Origin of the sequence: Cellulomonas sp. B6 (assembly GCF_001462455.1) — a bacterium.
Classification (GTDB): Bacteria; Actinomycetota; Actinomycetes; order Actinomycetales; family Cellulomonadaceae; genus Cellulomonas.
In genome coordinates, this window is the sequence record NZ_LNTD01000273.1 from 1 (window position 1) to 15,793 (window position 15,793).

Genomic DNA, 15,793 nt, shown 5'->3' on the forward strand with positions numbered 1-15,793 from the left:
CCCACCGGAGCCCGCATGACCACCGCACCGCAGACCCTGCAGATGCCGCCCGGCCGGCGCCGGACGAGCCCGCGCACACGCGCCCGCGTCACGCGCGCCGTCCAGTACGCCGTGCTCGCCGCGGTGGTGCTCGCGGTCGCGTTCCTCACCGACTGGTCGAAGGTCGGCGAGCAGCTGTTCAACCCGGCCGTCGCCGCCGATCTCGCGTCCCGCATGCCGCGCGGGCTGTGGAACACGGTGCGCTACACGCTCGGCGCGTTCGCGGTCGGCCTGCCGCTCGGCGCGGTGCTCGCGCTCATGAAGCTGTCGTCGGTCGCGCCCTACCGCTGGATCGCCACCGCCTACATCGAGTTCTTCCGCGGCATCCCCGCGCTGCTCGTCGTGCTGTCGGTCGGCTTCGCGGTGCCGATCGCGTTCGGCGTCAACATCCCCTCGATGCTCGCCAAGGCGTCCATCGCCCTCGGGGTCGTGTCGGCCGCCTACATCGCCGAGACGCTGCGCGCCGGCATCGAGGCCGTGCCGAAGGGCCAGGTCGAGGCCGCGCGCTCGCTCGGCATGTCGCACGGGCGCACGCTCGCGCAGGTCGTCGTGCCGCAGGCGTTCCGCATCGTGCTGCCGCCGATGACGAACGAGATCATCCTGCTGACCAAGGACACCTCGCTGGTGTTCCTGCTCGGCATGCTCGTCACCGAGTACGACCTGACCAAGATCGGCCGTGACGCGCTCAGCTCCGCGCAGGGCGGCCTCACGGCGCTGTTCGTCGCCGGCGCCTGCTACCTGCTCCTCACCCTGCCGCTCGGCCAGCTCACGCGCTGGCTCGAGCACCGGACCTCGACGAAGGGACGCGGCAAGTGAGCGCGACCTCCCCCGCCCCGGCCGTCGTGTCCGTCGCCGGCCTCCGCAAGTCGTTCGGCGACCGCGAGGTGCTGCGCGGCATCGACCTCGACGTCGCCGCCGGCGAGGTCGTGTGCGTCATCGGCCCGTCCGGCTCCGGCAAGTCCACGCTGCTGCGGTGCGTCAACCTGCTCGAGCAGCCGACGTCGGGGCGCATCGACCTGCTCGGCGTCGAGGTCACCGACCCCGACGTCGACATCGACCGCGTGCGCACGCACGTCGGCATGGTGTTCCAGCAGTTCAACCTGTTCGCGCACCGCACGGTGCTCGACAACTGCACGATCGCGCAGCGCGGCGTGCTGCGCCGCTCGCGCGCCGAGGCCGAGCGTGTCGCGCTCGCCAACCTCGAGCGCGTCGGCCTGGCCGACCGCGCGCAGGCCATGCCCGCGCAGCTCTCGGGCGGCCAGCAGCAGCGCGTCGCGATCGCCCGTGCGCTGTCGATGGACCCGATGCTCATGCTGTTCGACGAGCCCACCTCGGCGCTCGACCCCGAGCTGGTCGGCGACGTGCTGGGCGTCATGCGCGACCTCGCCGACGCCGGCATGACGATGATCGTCGTGACGCACGAGATGGCGTTCGCACGCGAGGTCGGCGACCGCGTCGTGTTCATGGACGACGGCGTCGTGGTCGAGTCCGGCCCGGCCGACCAGGTGATCGGCGCACCCACCGAGGAGCGCACGCGTGCGTTCCTGCAGCGCGTGCTCGACCCGACCCACCAGCACCCGGGGGCGTGAGGTCCCCTCGCGGCCCGCGGCGCGGGCACTAGGGTCGTCCCGTCCCCCGCCTCCAGGAGTTCCGCGCATGCCCGAGTTCACCTCGCCCACCCTCGCGACGCCGATGCCCGACGCGTCGATCTGCACGATGCTCGCGGACCGGCTCGCGCGCGACCCCGACGGCGTGTTCGTCGAGCGGCAGACCGCGCTGGGCGGCACGTGGCAGCAGATCACCGTGGCGGCGTTCGTCGCCCAGGTGCGTGCGGTCGCCAAGGGCCTGGTCGCCGCGGGCGTCGAGCCCGGCGACCGCGTCGGCATCATGTCGCGCACGCGCTACGAGTGGACGCTCGTCGACTTCGCGGTGTGGGCCGCGGGCGCCGTGGGCGTGCCGGTCTACGAGACGTCGTCGGCCGAGCAGGTGCGGTGGATCGCGTCCGACGCCGGCATCCGCCTCGCGGTCGTCGAGACCGCGGCGCACGCGGCCGTCGTCGCGCAGGTCCGCGACGACCTGCCGGGTCTGACGGAGGTGCTGGTCCTCGACGACGACGCGATCGGCACGCTCGTGACGCGCGGCGCCGACGTCGCGGACGTCGAGATCGACCGGCGCAGCACGCACGCGCGCGGCGCCGACCTCGCGACGATCATCTACACCTCGGGCACCACGGGCCGCCCGAAGGGCGTCGAGCTGACGCACGGCAACTTCGTCGAGCTGTCGCGCAACGGCGTCGAGGGCCTGGGCGAGATCTGCGCCAAGCCGTACTCGCGCACGCTGCTGTTCATGCCCCTCGCGCACGTCTTCGCGCGGTTCATCCAGGTGCTGTGCGTGCCGTCGGGCGCCGTGCTGGGCCACACGCCCGACACGCGCAACCTGCTGCCCGACCTCGCGTCGTTCCGGCCGACGTTCGTGCTGGCCGTGCCGCGCGTGTTCGAGAAGGTCTACAACTCGGCCGAGCAGAAGGCCGGCGCGGGCACGAAGCTCAAGCTGTTCCGGTGGGCGGCCAAGGTCGCGATCGCGTACTCGCGCGCGCTCGACACCGCGAAGGGCCCCTCGGCGGGGCTCACCGCGCAGCACCGGCTCGCGGGCCGGCTCGTGCACGCCAGGCTGCGCGCGGCGCTGGGCGGCCGCGCCGAGTTCGCGATCTCGGGCGGCGCTCCGCTGGGCGAGCGCCTCGGGCACTTCTACCGCGGCATCGGCGTGCGGATCCTCGAGGGCTACGGCCTCACCGAGACGACCGCGCCCACATCGGTCAACCGCCCCGGCCTGACGAAGGTGGGGACAGTAGGCCCCGCGTTCCCCGGCACGTCGCTGCGCGTCGACGACGACGGGCAGATCTGGGTCAAGGGCCCGCACGTCTTCCGCGGCTACCGGCACATGCCCGAGGAGACGGCCGAGGTGCTGGTCGACGGCTGGTTCCGCACGGGCGACCTCGGCACGCTCGACGACGACGGCTACCTGCGCATCACGGGCCGCAGCAAGGAGATCATCGTCACCGCGGGCGGCAAGAACGTCGCGCCCGCGGTGCTCGAGGACCGCCTGCGCGGGCACCCGCTGGTCAGCCAGGTCGTCGCGGTCGGTGACCAGCGGCCGTTCATCGGTGCCCTCGTCACGCTCGACGCCGAGATGCTGCCCGGGTGGCTGTCGATGCACGGGCTGCCCGCGATGGACGTCACGACGGCGTCGACGCACCCGCAGGTGCTCGAGGCGCTCGACCGGGCCGTCGAGCGCGCCAACGAGGCCGTCTCGCGCGCCGAGTCGATCCGCAAGATCCGCGTCCTCACGACCGACTTCACCGAGTCGAACGGCTACCTCACGCCGTCCCTCAAGGTGAAGCGCGCCGCGGTGCTCAAGGACTTCGCGCCCGTGATCGACGAGCTCTACGTCGACACGCGCCCCGGGCACGGCGACTGAGCGCGGTCGTGCCGGACACCGCCGTCCCCGAGCCGACGCCCACGCACGAGTCGCTCACGCCGCCCACCGGCGTGCGCGACGCGCGCTTCCGCCCCGCCGACGGCGCGAGCGACGCGCCCGAGCAGCGCCTCGACGGCACGTGGCGCTTCCGCCTGAGCCCCACCGCGGACACCGGGCTCGACCCCGCCGACGACGGCGCCGGACCCGGCTGGGCCGACCTCGAGGTGCCGGGGCACTGGCAGCTCGCCGGCGCCCCCGACGCGTGGCCGTACGGGCGGCCGGCGTACACGAACGTGCTGTACCCGATCCCCGTGGACCCGCCGCGCGTGCCGCACGAGAACCCCACGGGCGAGTACCGCCGCACGGTCGACGTCCCGGCGGCGTGGCTCGCGGACGGGCGGGTCGTGCTGCGGTTCGAGGGCGTCGACTCGTGGTTCGAGGTCGCGGTCAACGGTCGCGTGCTCGCGCAGTCGCACGGCTCGCGCCTGCCCACCGAGGTCGACGTGACGGACGCCGTGCGCGCCGGGGCCAACCTGCTCGCGGTCCGTGTGACGCAGTGGTCGGCGCACACGTACGTCGAGGACCAGGACCAGTGGTGGCTCTCGGGCATCTTCCGTGACGTGACGCTCGCGCACCGCCCCGCCGGCGGCGTCGAGCACGTGACGCTGCGCGCCCACTACGACCACGAGACCGGCACGGGCACGCTGCGCGTCGACGTCGAGGGCGGCGCGGACGCGCGCGTGCGCGTCACCGAGCTCGGGGTCGACGCCGGGGCGGGGTCGACGCTCGACGTGGGCGCGGTCGAGCCGTGGAGCGCCGAGCACCCGCGTCTGTACGACGTGGTCGTCTCCACCGGCACCGAGACGGTCACGCTGCGCGCGGGCTTCCGCACGGTTGCGGTCGCGGACGGCGTGCTCACGGTCAACGGCGCGCCCGTGAAGCTCTACGGCGTCAACCGGCACGAGTTCGAGCCGACGCGCGGGCGCGCCGTCACGCGCGCGACCATGCTCGAGGACGTGCTGCTCATGAAGCGGCACCACGTCAACGCGGTCCGCACGAGCCACGCGCCGCCGCACCCGCACTTCCTCGACCTGTGCGACGAGCACGGCCTGTACGTGATCGACGAGAACGACCTCGAGACGCACGGGTTCGAGGTGCTCGGCTGGCGCGGCAACCCCACCGACGACCCGGCGTGGGAGCCGCTGCTCGTCGACCGCGTGCACCGCATGGTGCGGCGCGACGCCCACCACGCGAGCGTGGTGATGTGGTCGCTGGGCAACGAGGCCGGCGCGGGCGTCAATGTCGGCGCCATGGCCGCCGCGGTCCGCGCGCTCGACCCCACCCGGCCGGTGCACTACGAGGGCGACTGGTCCAGCGCGCACGTCGACGTGTACTCGCGCATGTACGCGTCGACCGAGGAGGTCGCGCTCATCGGGCGCGGCGAGGAGCCCGCATGGCCCGACGCGGCGGCCGACGCCCGGCGGCGCACGCTGCCGTTCGTGCTGTGCGAGTACGCGCACGCGATGGGCAACGGCCCCGGCGGGCTCACCGAGTACGTCGACCTCGTCGACGCGCACCCGCGGGTCCTGGGTGCGTTCGTGTGGGAGTGGATCGACCACGGGATCGCGACCCGCACGGCCGACGGCACGCCGTTCCACGGCTACGGCGGGGACTTCGGCGAGGAGCTGCACGACGGCACGTTCATCGCCGACGGGCTCCTGCTGCCCGACCGCACGCCCTCGCCCGGTCTCCTGGAGCTCGCGGCGGTCTACGCGCCCGTCGGCGTGCGCCCGGTGCCAGAACGGCCCGGGACGCTGGTGGTCCGCAACCGGTACGCGTTCACCAGCACGGCGCACGCGCGACTGGTGTGGGAGGTGGTCGCGGACGGCGACGTCGCCGCAACCGGTGAGGTCGAGACGGTCCTCGCCCCCGGCGGCTCGACCGAGGTGCACGTCGACGACGTCGCGCCCGACGTCCTGACGGACCTGTCCCCCGCCGCGACCGCGTGGCTCGTGGTGCGCGCGGTGCCGCGCGACAGCCGCGACGTGGCCGCGGGGCACCTCGGTGCCGGCCACGTGCTGCTGCGCCGCGGTGCCGCCCCCGCGGTGACCGGTACCGAGCCGACCAGCAGGGCTACCCCCGCCGCGACCGCCGCGGGCGGCCACCGCGTCGGGCCCGTCGAGCTCGACGCCACCGGGCGCGTCGTGCGGCTCGGCGGCACGCGCGTCCGGCTGGCGCGCGTCGACGCGTGGCGCGCCCCCACCGACAACGACCGGGCGCGCTCGTGGTCCGCCGACGTGGGCGACGGCGACGCCTGGGAGCGCGCCGGGCTGACGCGCCTGCACGAGCGGCTCGACTCGGTCGGGCGCGACGGCGACGCGCTGGTGGTCACCGGTCGCACCGCGGGAGCGGCGACGGACTGCGCGCTGCGCGTCCGCTACGAGTGGCGCGCGGTCGACGACCGCACGGTCGACCTCACGCTGCGCCTCGCACCCGAGGGCCGCTGGCCCGGCTCGGTCGCGCGCCTCGGGTGGCTGCTCGCCCTCGAGCAGCCCGACGCGGGCGCCGTGACCGTCGACTGGACGGGCCTCGGCCCGCACGAGTCCTCCGCCGACTCGTCGCGCGCGGCGCTGCCCGGCCGGTGGCGGCACACCGTCGACGCGCTCGGCACGCGGTACACGCACCCGCAGGAGAACGGCGCGCGCCGCGGCGTCACGCACGCCCGGCTCGACCTGGCGGCGGGCCCCCTGACCGTCACCGCGCTCGACGTCCGGCACGGCACGCACACCGCGCCCGGGCTCGAGCTCACGGCCCGCCCGTGGTCCGACACGGCGCTCGCCGCGGCGGCGCACCCGCACGAGCTCGTGCCCGACGGCCTGCTGTGGCTGCACCTCGACGCCGCGCAGCACGGCCTCGGGTCCGCCGCGTGCGGACCGGGCGTGCTGCCCGACGCGGTGCTGCACCCGGTCACGGCGACGCTGCACCTGCGCCTGCACGCGTGACGGTCGCGGCCGCACCCCGGGGTGCGGCCGCGACCGTCCGCGTCAGGACCGCTGCCGCGTCAGGGCACGTTGTGCACGCGCGCCGCGTCGCCCGACTGCGAGAGCACCGACTCGCGCGGTGTCGAGCCGTCGCTCCAGCGCAACACGGCCCCGACCCCGTCGGCGAGCTCGACGCTGCCGTCGGGCGCGAACGTGAGGCCCGCGTCCTGACCGACCGCCGCCCGGACGAGCGCCACCGCGGCGGGCATGCGACGGGGCTCCCCCGTGGCACCGATCGCGTCGAGGTCCTCGCGCGACGTCGCGAGCTCGAGCGGACCGTCCCCGACCCACACCTCGTGCTCGTCGGGCGCCCACGACGCCCCGGGCGCGGGCTCCCCCAGCACGAGCTCGGCGACCTGGCCGCGCTGCAGCACCGCGACGACGTCGGAGAGCGAGGTCACCGCCTCCTCGCCACGCCCGAGCCCCTCCCGGAACCGGTCGAGCACCTGCTCCCGCCGCCGCGCGCAGTGCTCGGCGAGCACCTGCGCGACCCGCTCGTCGAACGCCGCCCGGTTCACGCCCTCGGCCCGCGAGCCGCCCGGCACCTCGACCAGCAGGTCGCGCACCGCCTGCCCCACGGCGTCCTTGACGAGCGCCACGGCGCGCACGTCGCCCGTCAGCAGCACGAGCTCGGGACGCCGCTCGACCACCTGCTTGTCGAGCTCCGCCGCGACGGTCTCGGCGTTGCGCTCCCAGGAGTCCTCGACGCGCGCCTGCATGCGGCGGTGCGACAGCCCGCCCTCGCGCACCTTGTGCAGCACGTCGTGGCCGCCCTCGACGCCCTCCTCGTCCACGGCCCGTCGTCCGGTGCCGTCGGACCAGGTGAGGTCGGCGCCCTGCCGGTCCACCTCGACCAGCAGGTACGACGTCGACTCGTCGGCCGCGCGCGCCGCGGGCAGGAGCACCGGCACCGGTCCGCACGTCGCACTGGACTGCGCGGGCGGCTCGGTCAGGACGCGGTCGAGCACGACGCCCTCGGCGTCGGCGACCACGACCCGACCGTGCGGGCCGGGTACGCCCGTCGGGCGGCGCAGCAGCTCGTCGAGGTCGCCCAGCACGCCCGCCGGCGCACCGTCGCGCTCGAGCTGGCGGCGCAGGGACTTCCACCGGGCCTGGACGTCCGCCGCACCCGTCGCGTCGTCGCGGGTGGCGTCCAGGTAGACGGTGGTGAAGGGCGCCGGACGGCCGAGCAGCGGCTTGATCCAGTTCAGGTGCATGAGCAGGTCTCCTCGCGCGTCATGGGGTCCCACGGCCGCGCACGGCACGACCCGGGCTGACCGTCCCACCCTCCGACATCGCGCCGCCGGGCGCCACCCGGTTCCTGCCGGTCCGGGACGCTGCTCAGGAGCGCTGCGCGTGGTCCTGCGCGATGGCCTCGTGGTGCCGGATCACCTCGGCGACGACGAAGGCGAGGAACTTCTCGGCGAACACCGGGTCGAGGTCGGCCTCCCGCGCGAGCTGCCGCAGCCGCTCGACCTGCACGGCCTCGCGGCCGGGGTCGGACGGCGGCAGGCCCAGCTCGGCCTTGAGCACGCCGACGCGCTGCGTGGCCTTGAACCGCTCGGCGAGGATGTGCACGAGCGCGGCGTCGATGTTGTCGATGCTCCCCCGCAGCCGCGCCAGCTCGGCCGGCACGACGGGACGGTCTGCGCTCACGCGCTCTTCTCGCGCGGCGCGCGCTTGTCCTGCGCGTCGCGCGGCACGAGCGTCGGGTTGACGTTGTCCAGCACGACCTCGCGCGTGATGACGACCCGGGCGACGTCGTCGCGCGACGGCACCTCGAACATCACCTGCTGCAGGACCTCCTCGAGGATGGCCCGCAGGCCGCGCGCACCCGTGCCGCGCAGCAGCGCCTGCTCGGCGACCGCGGCGACCGCGTCGTCCTCGAACTCCAGCTCGACGCCGTCGATCTGGAACATGCGCTGGTACTGCTTGACCAGCGCGTTGCGCGGCTCGGTGAGGATCCGCACGAGCGCGGCGCGGTCGAGCGGCGACACGGTCGTGATGATCGGGACGCGGCCGATGAACTCGGGGATGAGCCCGAACTTCAGCAGGTCCTCCGGCATGACCTCGCCGTAGACGTCGACGTCGTCGGCCGAGTGGATCGGCGAGCCGAACCCGATGCCGCGGCGTCCGGCACGGGACGTGATGATCTCGTCCAGCCCCGCGAAGGCGCCGGCCACGATGAACAGCACGTTCGTCGTGTCGATCTGGATGAACTCCTGGTGCGGGTGCTTGCGCCCGCCCTGCGGCGGCACCGCCGCGGTCGTGCCCTCGAGGATCTTCAGCAGCGCCTGCTGCACGCCCTCGCCGGACACGTCGCGCGTGATCGACGGGTTCTCGCTCTTGCGGGCGATCTTGTCGATCTCGTCGATGTAGATGATCCCCGTCTCGGCCTTCTTGACGTCGTAGTCGGCGGCCTGGATGAGCTTGAGCAGGATGTTCTCGACGTCCTCGCCGACGTAGCCCGCCTCGGTGAGGGCCGTGGCGTCCGCGATCGCGAACGGGACGTTGAGCATCTTCGCGAGCGTCTGCGCGAGGTACGTCTTGCCGCACCCCGTGGGCCCGATCAGCAGGATGTTGGACTTCGCGATCTCCACGGGCTCCTCGCCCGCCGTGGTCCGCGCGCCCTCACCGGCCTGGATCCGCTTGTAGTGGTTGTACACCGCCACGGCGAGCGACCGCTTGGCGCCCTCCTGGCCGACGATGTACTGCTCGAGGAAGTCGAAGATCTCCTTCGGCTTGGGCAGCTCGACCATGCCGACCTCGGTGGCCTCGGCGAGCTCTTCCTCGATGATCTCGTTGCACAGGTCGATGCACTCGTCGCAGATGTAGACGCCCGGCCCCGCGATGAGCTTCTTGACCTGCTTCTGGGACTTGCCGCAGAAGGAGCACTTGAGAAGGTCGGCACCGTCCCCGATCCGCGCCACGTGCGTCCCCTTCCCTCGTGTCGCCCTCCGCCGTTCCGGCGGTGCGCCGTCGTCGTGACCTCGCGGTCCGCGAGTCACGTCCCCCCATTGCACACCACCCGGGGCCGGGTGTCAGCCGTACTCCCCTGGCGGGTCGCGGCGTGTCGAGACGAACACGCCGGTGCGTGCGTCCGTTATCGCACGGATGCCGCGGTCACATCCGTTCCGTGACCCCGGCCCCGTCGTCGCACGACGGGGCCGGGGTCACGACGATCAGGACGGCTGCACGACGGCCGCGTGCACGCCCTTGCGGCTCTCGAGCACCTGGTCGACGATCCCGTACTCCTTGGCCTGCGCCGCGGTGAGGATCTTGTCGCGCTCGATGTCCTTGGCGACCTGCTCGACGGTGCGACCCGTGTGCTGCGCGAGCGCCGCCTCGAGCCACTCGCGGATGCGGATGAGCTCGTTGGCCTGGATCTCGATGTCGGACGCCTGCGCGTAGCCGCCACCCTCCATCGCGGGCTGGTGGATCAGCACGCGCGCGTTCGGCAGCGCCAGGCGCTTGCCGGGCGAGCCGGCCGCGAGCAGCACGGCCGCGGCCGAGGCCGCCTGCCCGAGGCAGACGGTCGCGATGTGCGGCTTGATGTACTGCATCGTGTCGTAGATCGCCGTGAGGGCCGTGAACGAGCCGCCGGGCGAGTTGATGTACAGCGTGATGTCGCGGTCCGGGTCCGTGGACTCGAGCACGAGCAGCTGCGCCATGACGTCGTCGGCCGAGGCGTCGTCCACCTGCACGCCGAGGAAGATGATGCGGTCCTCGAACAGCTTGGTGTACGGGTCCTGGCGCTTGAAGCCGTAGGCGGTGCGCTCCTCGAACTGCGGCAGCACGTAGCGGCCGGACGGCGAGGCGGGCGCCGTGCCGCCGGCCAGCCGGCCGGCGCGGGCGATGAACTGGGACTCCATGCTCACGAAGGTTCTCCTCGCTGGTTCTGTGCGCGTCGCCCGGCCGTCAGGCCGAGGTCCCGCCGCCGCCGGCGACCGAGTGGCTGCTGGTGACCACGTGGTCGATGAAGCCGTACTCGAGCGCCTCGGGCGCCGTGAACCAGCGGTCACGGTCCGAGTCGGCGTTGATCTGCTCGACGTCCTTGCCGGTCTGCTCGGCGATCAGCTCGGCCAGCACCTTCTTCATGTGCAGGATGAGCTGGGCGTTGATGCGCACGTCGGTGGCGGTGCCGCCGATGCCGCCCGAGGGCTGGTGCATCATCACGCGGGCGTGGGGCGTCGCGTACCGCTTGCCCTTGGCGCCCGACGAGAGCAGGAACTGCCCCATCGAGGCGGCCATGCCCATCGCGATCGTCGCGACGTCCGGCTTGATGTACTGCATCGTGTCGTAGATCGCCATGCCGGCCGTGATCGACCCGCCCGGCGAGTTGATGTACAGCCAGATGTCCTTGTCGGGGTCCTCGGCCGCCAGCAGCATCATCTGCGCGCAGATCGCGTTGGCGTTCTCGTCGCGGACCTCCGACCCGAGCCAGATGATCCGCTCGCGCAGCAGTCGGTTGTAGATGGAATCGTTGAGCCCGAGGCCCGGAGAATCTGCCCGGGCCAGGGCCGGCACCTGCTCGTTCACGAAGGCTCCCTCGTCTGGCTACGTCTGACGCGGCGGCGGGCTCCCGAGGGTGCCCCACCGGCCGCGCGTTGCTGTGACCCTAACGCCCGTGCGCACCCGCCCATGTCCCGGCGACGCGCCGTTTCGCTGTCGGCGCAGCGGGTGCGTCCCGGCGCCCGCACGCCTGCCGCGGGGCGACGTCCGCGCCCGTGGACGACGACGGCCCCGCGACACCGGGTGGGTGTCGCGGGGCCGTCGGGGTGTGCGTGGTGCGCGGGTCAGGCCTTGTCGTCCGCGGCCTCGTCCTGGACGGCCTCGGCCTGCTCGGCCTGCTCGACGGCGGCGTCCTCCTCGTCGGAGCCGATGAACTCCGAGAGGTCCACCGCGGCACCCGAGCCGTCGACGACCGCGACCTGGCGCAGCGAGAGCGCGAGCGCCTTGGAGCGCGCGACCTCGGCGACCATCGCGGGGATCTGACCCTGCTGGTCCACGGTCTGGATGAACGTGTTGGGGTCCATGCCGTACTGGCGCGACGCGCTCACGAGGTAGTCGAGCAGCTCGCTCTGGCTGACCTTGACGTCGAGCTGCTCGGCGAGCGTGTCGAGCAGGATCTGGTTGCGCAGCGCGGTCTGCGCCTGCTCCGTCACCTCGGCGCGGTGCTCGTCGTCCTCGAGACGACCCTCGGACTCGAGGTGGCGGTGCACCTCGGCCTCGACGACGCCCGCCGGGACCGGGATCTCGACGTCGGACGTGAGCTTCTCGACCAGCAGGTCGCGGGCCTGCACGGCCTGGTTCGACGCCTTGATGCGCGCGGCCTGCTCACGCAGGTCGGCCTTGAGCTCGTCGATCGTGTCGAACTCGCTCGCGAGCTGCGCGAACTCGTCGTCGACCTCGGGGAGCTGGCGCTCCTTGACGCCCGTGGCCGTCACGGTCACGGTCGCCTTCTCGCCCTGGCGCTCGCCGCCGACGAGCTCGGTCTCGAACGAGGTCGTCTCACCGGCCGACAGACCCGTGAGCGCCTCGTCGAGGCCCTCGAGCATGTTGCCCGAACCGATCTGGTAGCTCGTGCCGGAGACCTGGTCGACCTGCTCGTCGCCGATCGTCGCGGCGAGGTCGATGACGACGAAGTCGCCGTCCTGCGCGGGACGGTCGACGCCCACGAGCGAGCCGAAGCGCTCGCGCAGCGCGTCGAGACGCGCCTGCACGTCCTCGTCGGAGACCTCGACGTCGTCGACCGTGAGCGTCAGGCCGTCGAGCGCGGGCAGCGTGATCTCGGGGCGGACCTCGACCTCGGCGGTGAAGTGCAGCTCGCCCTCGTCGCCGGCGACGAGGCCGGGGACCTGGGTGACCTCGACCTCGGGCTGGCCCATCGGGCGCAGCTCGTTCTCGCGCACGGCGTCGGCGTAGAAGCCCGACAGGCCCTCGTTCACGGCGTGCTCGATGACGGCCGGGCGGCCGACCCGCTGGTCGATGATGCGCGGCGGCACCTTGCCCTTGCGGAAGCCCGGCACCGTCACCTGCTCGGCGATGTGCTGGTACGCGTGCTCGATGCTCGGCTTGAGCTCGTCGTACGACACCTCGACGGACAGCTTGACCTTGGTGGGCTCCAGGGTCTCGACGGCGCTCTTCACTTCGATGGTCTCCAACTGGTCATGGCCGGGCGCCGGCTGGTCCGACGGAGTGGCACGATCTGGTCCGCGACGGGTCACGGGGTCCGCACGGCGGCCCCGGCAGCACCGCGACGGCCGCCCGGGGGGCGGCGTCGTGCAGGCACCCGGGAGCGCGGACGCGCGACCCTCGATGCTACGGCACCGGCGGGACGGACCGCCAAAGCGGACCGCACGACGCGCTGATCGTCGGCCGATCGCCGACCGATCGTCGGGAGCCGCGCGCCGTCACGGGCCGCGGACCCGGCCGGACCCGGTAACCTTGCTGCGCCGCCCGGTCAGCGCCGGGCGCGTGCGGACGTAGCTCAATGGTAGAGCCCCAGTCTTCCAAACTGGCTACGCGGGTTCGATTCCCGTCGTCCGCTCCGCGGCACGGGCCGGACGGGGGGCTCCCCGCCGGCCCGTCGTGCGTCCTCGCCCCGTCGTCCGGCGTGACGACGCACCCGGGACCTCCGACCCTCGCACTCCCCGCCTGCCCTCGGGAACCTGGGCGCACCCGCTACTGAGGAGGCGTCCGTGCACGTCCGCGTGATCGAGCTGCCCGCGAGCCAGGTCGCCACGACCGGCCCGGCCCCCGACCCGGACCCGTTCGCCCCCGGTGCGACCCTCGCGCGCTTCGACGCGTGGTTCTCGGCGCGCACCGACCCGCTCGTGCTCGCACCGCGCGACCTCATGTGGCGGGACGGCGGCGACGGACCGCTCGTGTGGTCGTGGCTGCTCGCGCCGGACGACGACGTCACCGACGCGGGCTGGGCCGTCGAGCGGTTCGCCGGCGGGCTGTACGCCGCCGGGGTGGCGCGCGACGGTGACGACGCCGACGGCGAGCGGGTGCTGCGCGAGCTGCGTGCGTGGGTCGAGGCGTCCCCGTTCGACCTCGACGAGTCCGCCGCACGCCCCGTGGCGTTCCGCGTCACGTCCTCGCCCGCCGCCGCGCGGGTGCTGGGTCACCACCAGCTCGAGCTGCTGGTCCCGGTCCGCGAGCCGGCCTGAACCGCACCGGCGTGAACCGCGCCGGCCGGCGCGCCCCGACGGCGGTTGCGGACCGTCAGCCCGCCGCGCGCCGGACCAGGTCGGTCACGCGGTCGACGACGTCGTCGGTGAGCCCGGTGATCGCGAAGGCGGTGGGCCACATGGCACCGTCGTCGAGCGCCGCGGACTCGTTGAAGCCGAGCGTCGCGTACCGCGTGCCGAACTTCGAGGCCGCCTGGAAGAAGCAGACGACCTGGCCGTCCTTGGCGTACGCGGGCTGGCCGTACCAGGTGCGCGGCGCGAGCGCGGGCGCGTGCTCGCGCACGATCGCGTGCACGCGCTCGGCGATGACGCGGTCCGGCTCGGGCATCTCGGCGATCTTCTCGAGCGCGTCGGCCTCCGCGGCGGCCGCCTTGTCGGCCGTGCCGCGGCGCCCCTTCTGCACGCGCAGCTCGGCCGCGCGCTCCTTCATCGCCGCCCGCTCCTCGGCCGTGAACCCGTCGGCCTCCGCGTCGGTCGCCCTCGTGGCCATGTCCCGCTCCTCGCTCGGTGGATCTGTCGGCACCGAGGCTAGGGACGACGCGACGGGCGCGCTTCTCGGATCCTGACGAGAGCGCGGCACGCGGTCGACCGGCCGGACGACCGACCTCGCGACCGTCGGGGTGGCGGGATTCGAACCCACGACCTTCCGCTCCCAAAGCGGACGCGCTACCAACCTGCGCCACACCCCGCGCTCGTGCGCACAGGGTGGCACGGCACGCACACCCTACCGGCGCGCCCTCCGCGGCCCCTCCCCCTGCGGCGTCCCCCCGTGTCGACGGACAGCGCCACGGCTCGACGGACAGCGGCGTGCGTGTGTCCGTCGACCGCGGCGCTGTCCGTCGGTGTGAGGCAGTACGCGGAGCGGGGTGCGAGGGAGCCGGTGCGGGAGCGGGGTGGCACGCGCGGGTGAGACGGGGGCGTGCAGGGCGGGGCCGCGCTTCCGCGGCACGCTCGCGGCGTGGTGGGATCGTCGGGTGACGACGACGACACCGCTGCGCCGCGGCGACCGCGTGCTCCTGACCGGCGACTCCATCACGGACTGGGGGCGCGACCGCGACCAGCCGGACTCGCCGTGGGGCCTGGGGCACGGGTACGCGGGGATCGTCGCGGCGCTGGCCGGTGCACGCCGCCCGGACCTGGGGCTGACGTTCCTCAACCGCGGCATCGGCGGCAACACCACGCGGCAGCTGCGCGAGCGCTGGGCAGCCGACGCGCTCGACCTCGAGCCGACGGTGGTCTCGGTGCTCATCGGCGTCAACGACACGTGGCGCCGCTACGACTCGGGCACGCCGACGTCGGTCGAGGAGTACGAGGAGCACTACCGCGCGATCCTCGACGCGACGCGCGAGCGGCTCGACGCGCGGCTCGTGCTGATCGAGCCGTTCCTGCTGCCCGTGGCGCCCGTCGAGCACGCGTGGCGCGAGGACCTCGACCCGCGCATCCACGTCGTGCGGCGGCTGGCGGGCGAGGTCGGTGCCACGCTCGTGCCGGCCGACGGGCTGTTCGCGGCGGCCGCGGCGCGGACGTCGCCCGAGCGGTGGGCGTTCGACGGCGTGCACCCGACGCCCGCGGGGCACGGCCTGCTCGCCGAGGCGTGGCTCGACGCCGTGGGGCTCGCCGCCCGCTGAACCCTTCTCCCGCGGGGACGGACGAGCGCCGGGCGGCGCGGCGCCGCGCGGGGCCGTGCGGGCACCGGGCGGCGACGACCGGGACGCCCGACCGGTCGCGGGGCCCGCGGGGGGTCAGGTCGTGAACGCCGTGACCCGGACGGCCGCGACCGGGCCCTCGCCGACGACCTGCACGGTCAGGACGTGCGCGTCGCCCGGGCCGCCGGGGTCCCGCGGGACGTTCAGGCACAGGTCGACGTCGGCCCCGCACCCGGCCGCGTCGAGCGTCGCACCGGGCTGCACGAGCGCGAGCCAGGCGACGACGTCGGCGGTCGACGCGGTGAGCACCGCCTCGTAGTGCGTGTCGATGCCGTCGCTGCGCCGGCAGACCGGCTCGCCCGGCAGGGCGGCGTCCGTGCCCAGGAAGGCGAGC

At 74.0% G+C, this 15,793-nt stretch carries 14 protein-coding genes and 2 tRNA genes; 7 read left to right on the forward strand and 9 right to left on the reverse strand.

Annotated features, from left to right (window positions below):
* Positions 1-15 precede the first annotated feature (15 nt).
* The 4 genes from ATM99_RS18015 to ATM99_RS18030 all read left to right on the forward strand — a co-directional run bounded on the left by ATM99_RS18015 (position 16) and on the right by ATM99_RS18030 (position 6,518).
* Positions 16-855, forward strand: coding sequence for an amino acid ABC transporter permease (locus ATM99_RS18015; protein ID WP_082660036.1), 840 nt, complete (start codon positions 16-18; stop codon positions 853-855).
* Positions 852-1,628 carry an amino acid ABC transporter ATP-binding protein gene (locus ATM99_RS18020; RefSeq protein WP_062104173.1) on the forward strand — a complete coding sequence of 259 codons (777 nt, stop codon included), beginning with the start codon at positions 852-854 and terminating at the stop codon, positions 1,626-1,628. The genes ATM99_RS18015 and ATM99_RS18020 overlap by 4 nt, the downstream gene beginning before the upstream one ends.
* A 67-nt stretch (positions 1,629-1,695) precedes the next feature.
* On the forward strand, positions 1,696-3,516 hold the full coding sequence (locus ATM99_RS18025) for a long-chain fatty acid--CoA ligase (protein ID WP_062104174.1): 1,821 nt from the start codon (positions 1,696-1,698) through the stop codon (positions 3,514-3,516).
* Positions 3,517-3,524: 8 nt separating this feature from the next.
* Positions 3,525-6,518: a glycoside hydrolase family 2 TIM barrel-domain containing protein gene (locus ATM99_RS18030; protein WP_062104175.1), complete on the forward strand. Its 2,994-nt coding sequence runs from the start codon at positions 3,525-3,527 to the stop codon at positions 6,516-6,518.
* Positions 6,519-6,577: 59 nt separating this feature from the next.
* On the opposite strand, the gene ATM99_RS18035 is transcribed toward ATM99_RS18030, so the two are convergent.
* The 6 genes from ATM99_RS18035 to tig all read right to left on the reverse strand — a co-directional run bounded on the left by ATM99_RS18035 (position 6,578) and on the right by tig (position 12,706).
* Positions 6,578-7,774, reverse strand: coding sequence for a Vms1/Ankzf1 family peptidyl-tRNA hydrolase (locus ATM99_RS18035; protein ID WP_062104176.1), 1,197 nt, complete (start codon positions 7,772-7,774; stop codon positions 6,578-6,580).
* A 124-nt stretch (positions 7,775-7,898) separates the two neighbouring features.
* On the reverse strand, positions 7,899-8,213 hold the full coding sequence (locus ATM99_RS18040; RefSeq protein WP_062104177.1) for a chorismate mutase: 315 nt from the start codon (positions 8,211-8,213) through the stop codon (positions 7,899-7,901).
* Entirely contained in the window at positions 8,210-9,487 is a 1,278-nt protein-coding gene (gene clpX, locus ATM99_RS18045) for an ATP-dependent Clp protease ATP-binding subunit ClpX (RefSeq protein ID WP_062104178.1), read from the reverse strand. The genes ATM99_RS18040 and clpX overlap by 4 nt, the downstream gene beginning before the upstream one ends.
* A gap of 252 nt (positions 9,488-9,739) precedes the next feature.
* Positions 9,740-10,435, reverse strand: a complete 696-nt coding sequence (locus ATM99_RS18050) for an ATP-dependent Clp protease proteolytic subunit (protein WP_062104179.1) — start codon at positions 10,433-10,435, stop codon at positions 9,740-9,742.
* Positions 10,436-10,475: 40 nt separating this feature from the next.
* Positions 10,476-11,096: an ATP-dependent Clp protease proteolytic subunit gene (locus ATM99_RS18055; RefSeq protein ID WP_062104180.1), complete on the reverse strand. Its 621-nt coding sequence runs from the start codon at positions 11,094-11,096 to the stop codon at positions 10,476-10,478.
* A 257-nt stretch (positions 11,097-11,353) separates the two neighbouring features.
* The gene (gene tig / locus ATM99_RS18060) at positions 11,354-12,706 is read right to left on the reverse strand and encodes a trigger factor (RefSeq protein ID WP_062104181.1); all 1,353 of its coding nucleotides are present in this window, start codon (positions 12,704-12,706) and stop codon (positions 11,354-11,356) included.
* Positions 12,707-13,036: 330 nt separating this feature from the next.
* Here tig and ATM99_RS18065 point away from each other — a divergent pair.
* Together ATM99_RS18065 and ATM99_RS18070 are read left to right on the forward strand one after the other, a co-directional pair.
* Positions 13,037-13,107: transfer RNA gene (locus ATM99_RS18065), tRNA-Gly, on the forward strand.
* 151 nt (positions 13,108-13,258) lie between these two features.
* On the forward strand, positions 13,259-13,732 hold the full coding sequence (locus tag ATM99_RS18070) for a hypothetical protein (RefSeq protein ID WP_062104182.1): 474 nt from the start codon (positions 13,259-13,261) through the stop codon (positions 13,730-13,732).
* 55 nt (positions 13,733-13,787) lie between these two features.
* Here ATM99_RS18070 and ATM99_RS18075 read toward each other — a convergent pair whose 3' ends face one another.
* Positions 13,788-14,243 carry an iron chaperone gene (locus tag ATM99_RS18075; protein ID WP_062104183.1) on the reverse strand — a complete coding sequence of 152 codons (456 nt, stop codon included), beginning with the start codon at positions 14,241-14,243 and terminating at the stop codon, positions 13,788-13,790.
* Positions 14,244-14,368: 125 nt separating this feature from the next.
* A tRNA-Pro gene (locus ATM99_RS18080) sits at positions 14,369-14,442 on the reverse strand.
* A 285-nt stretch (positions 14,443-14,727) separates the two neighbouring features.
* On the opposite strand from ATM99_RS18080, the gene ATM99_RS18085 reads away from it, so the two are divergent.
* A complete protein-coding gene (locus ATM99_RS18085) occupies positions 14,728-15,381 on the forward strand; it encodes an SGNH/GDSL hydrolase family protein (RefSeq protein ID WP_190278878.1) in 654 nt (217 codons plus the stop codon).
* Positions 15,382-15,495: 114 nt separating this feature from the next.
* Here the strand turns inward: ATM99_RS18085 and ATM99_RS19550 are convergent.
* Positions 15,496-15,793 (reverse strand): hypothetical protein (locus ATM99_RS19550; protein ID WP_223305266.1); only part of this gene is annotated, 298 nt, incomplete at its 5' end.

Coding starts and splice junctions, on each gene's coding strand:
- ATM99_RS18075 (WP_062104183.1), bottom strand. CDS start 14,243: ATGGCCACGAGGGCGACCGACGCGGAGGCCGACGGGTTCACGGCCGAG.
- ATM99_RS18035 (WP_062104176.1), bottom strand. CDS start 7,774: ATGCACCTGAACTGGATCAAGCCGCTGCTCGGCCGTCCGGCGCCCTTC.
- ATM99_RS18015 (WP_082660036.1), top strand. CDS start 16: ATGACCACCGCACCGCAGACCCTGCAGATGCCGCCCGGCCGGCGCCGG.
- ATM99_RS18025 (WP_062104174.1), top strand. CDS start 1,696: ATGCCCGAGTTCACCTCGCCCACCCTCGCGACGCCGATGCCCGACGCG.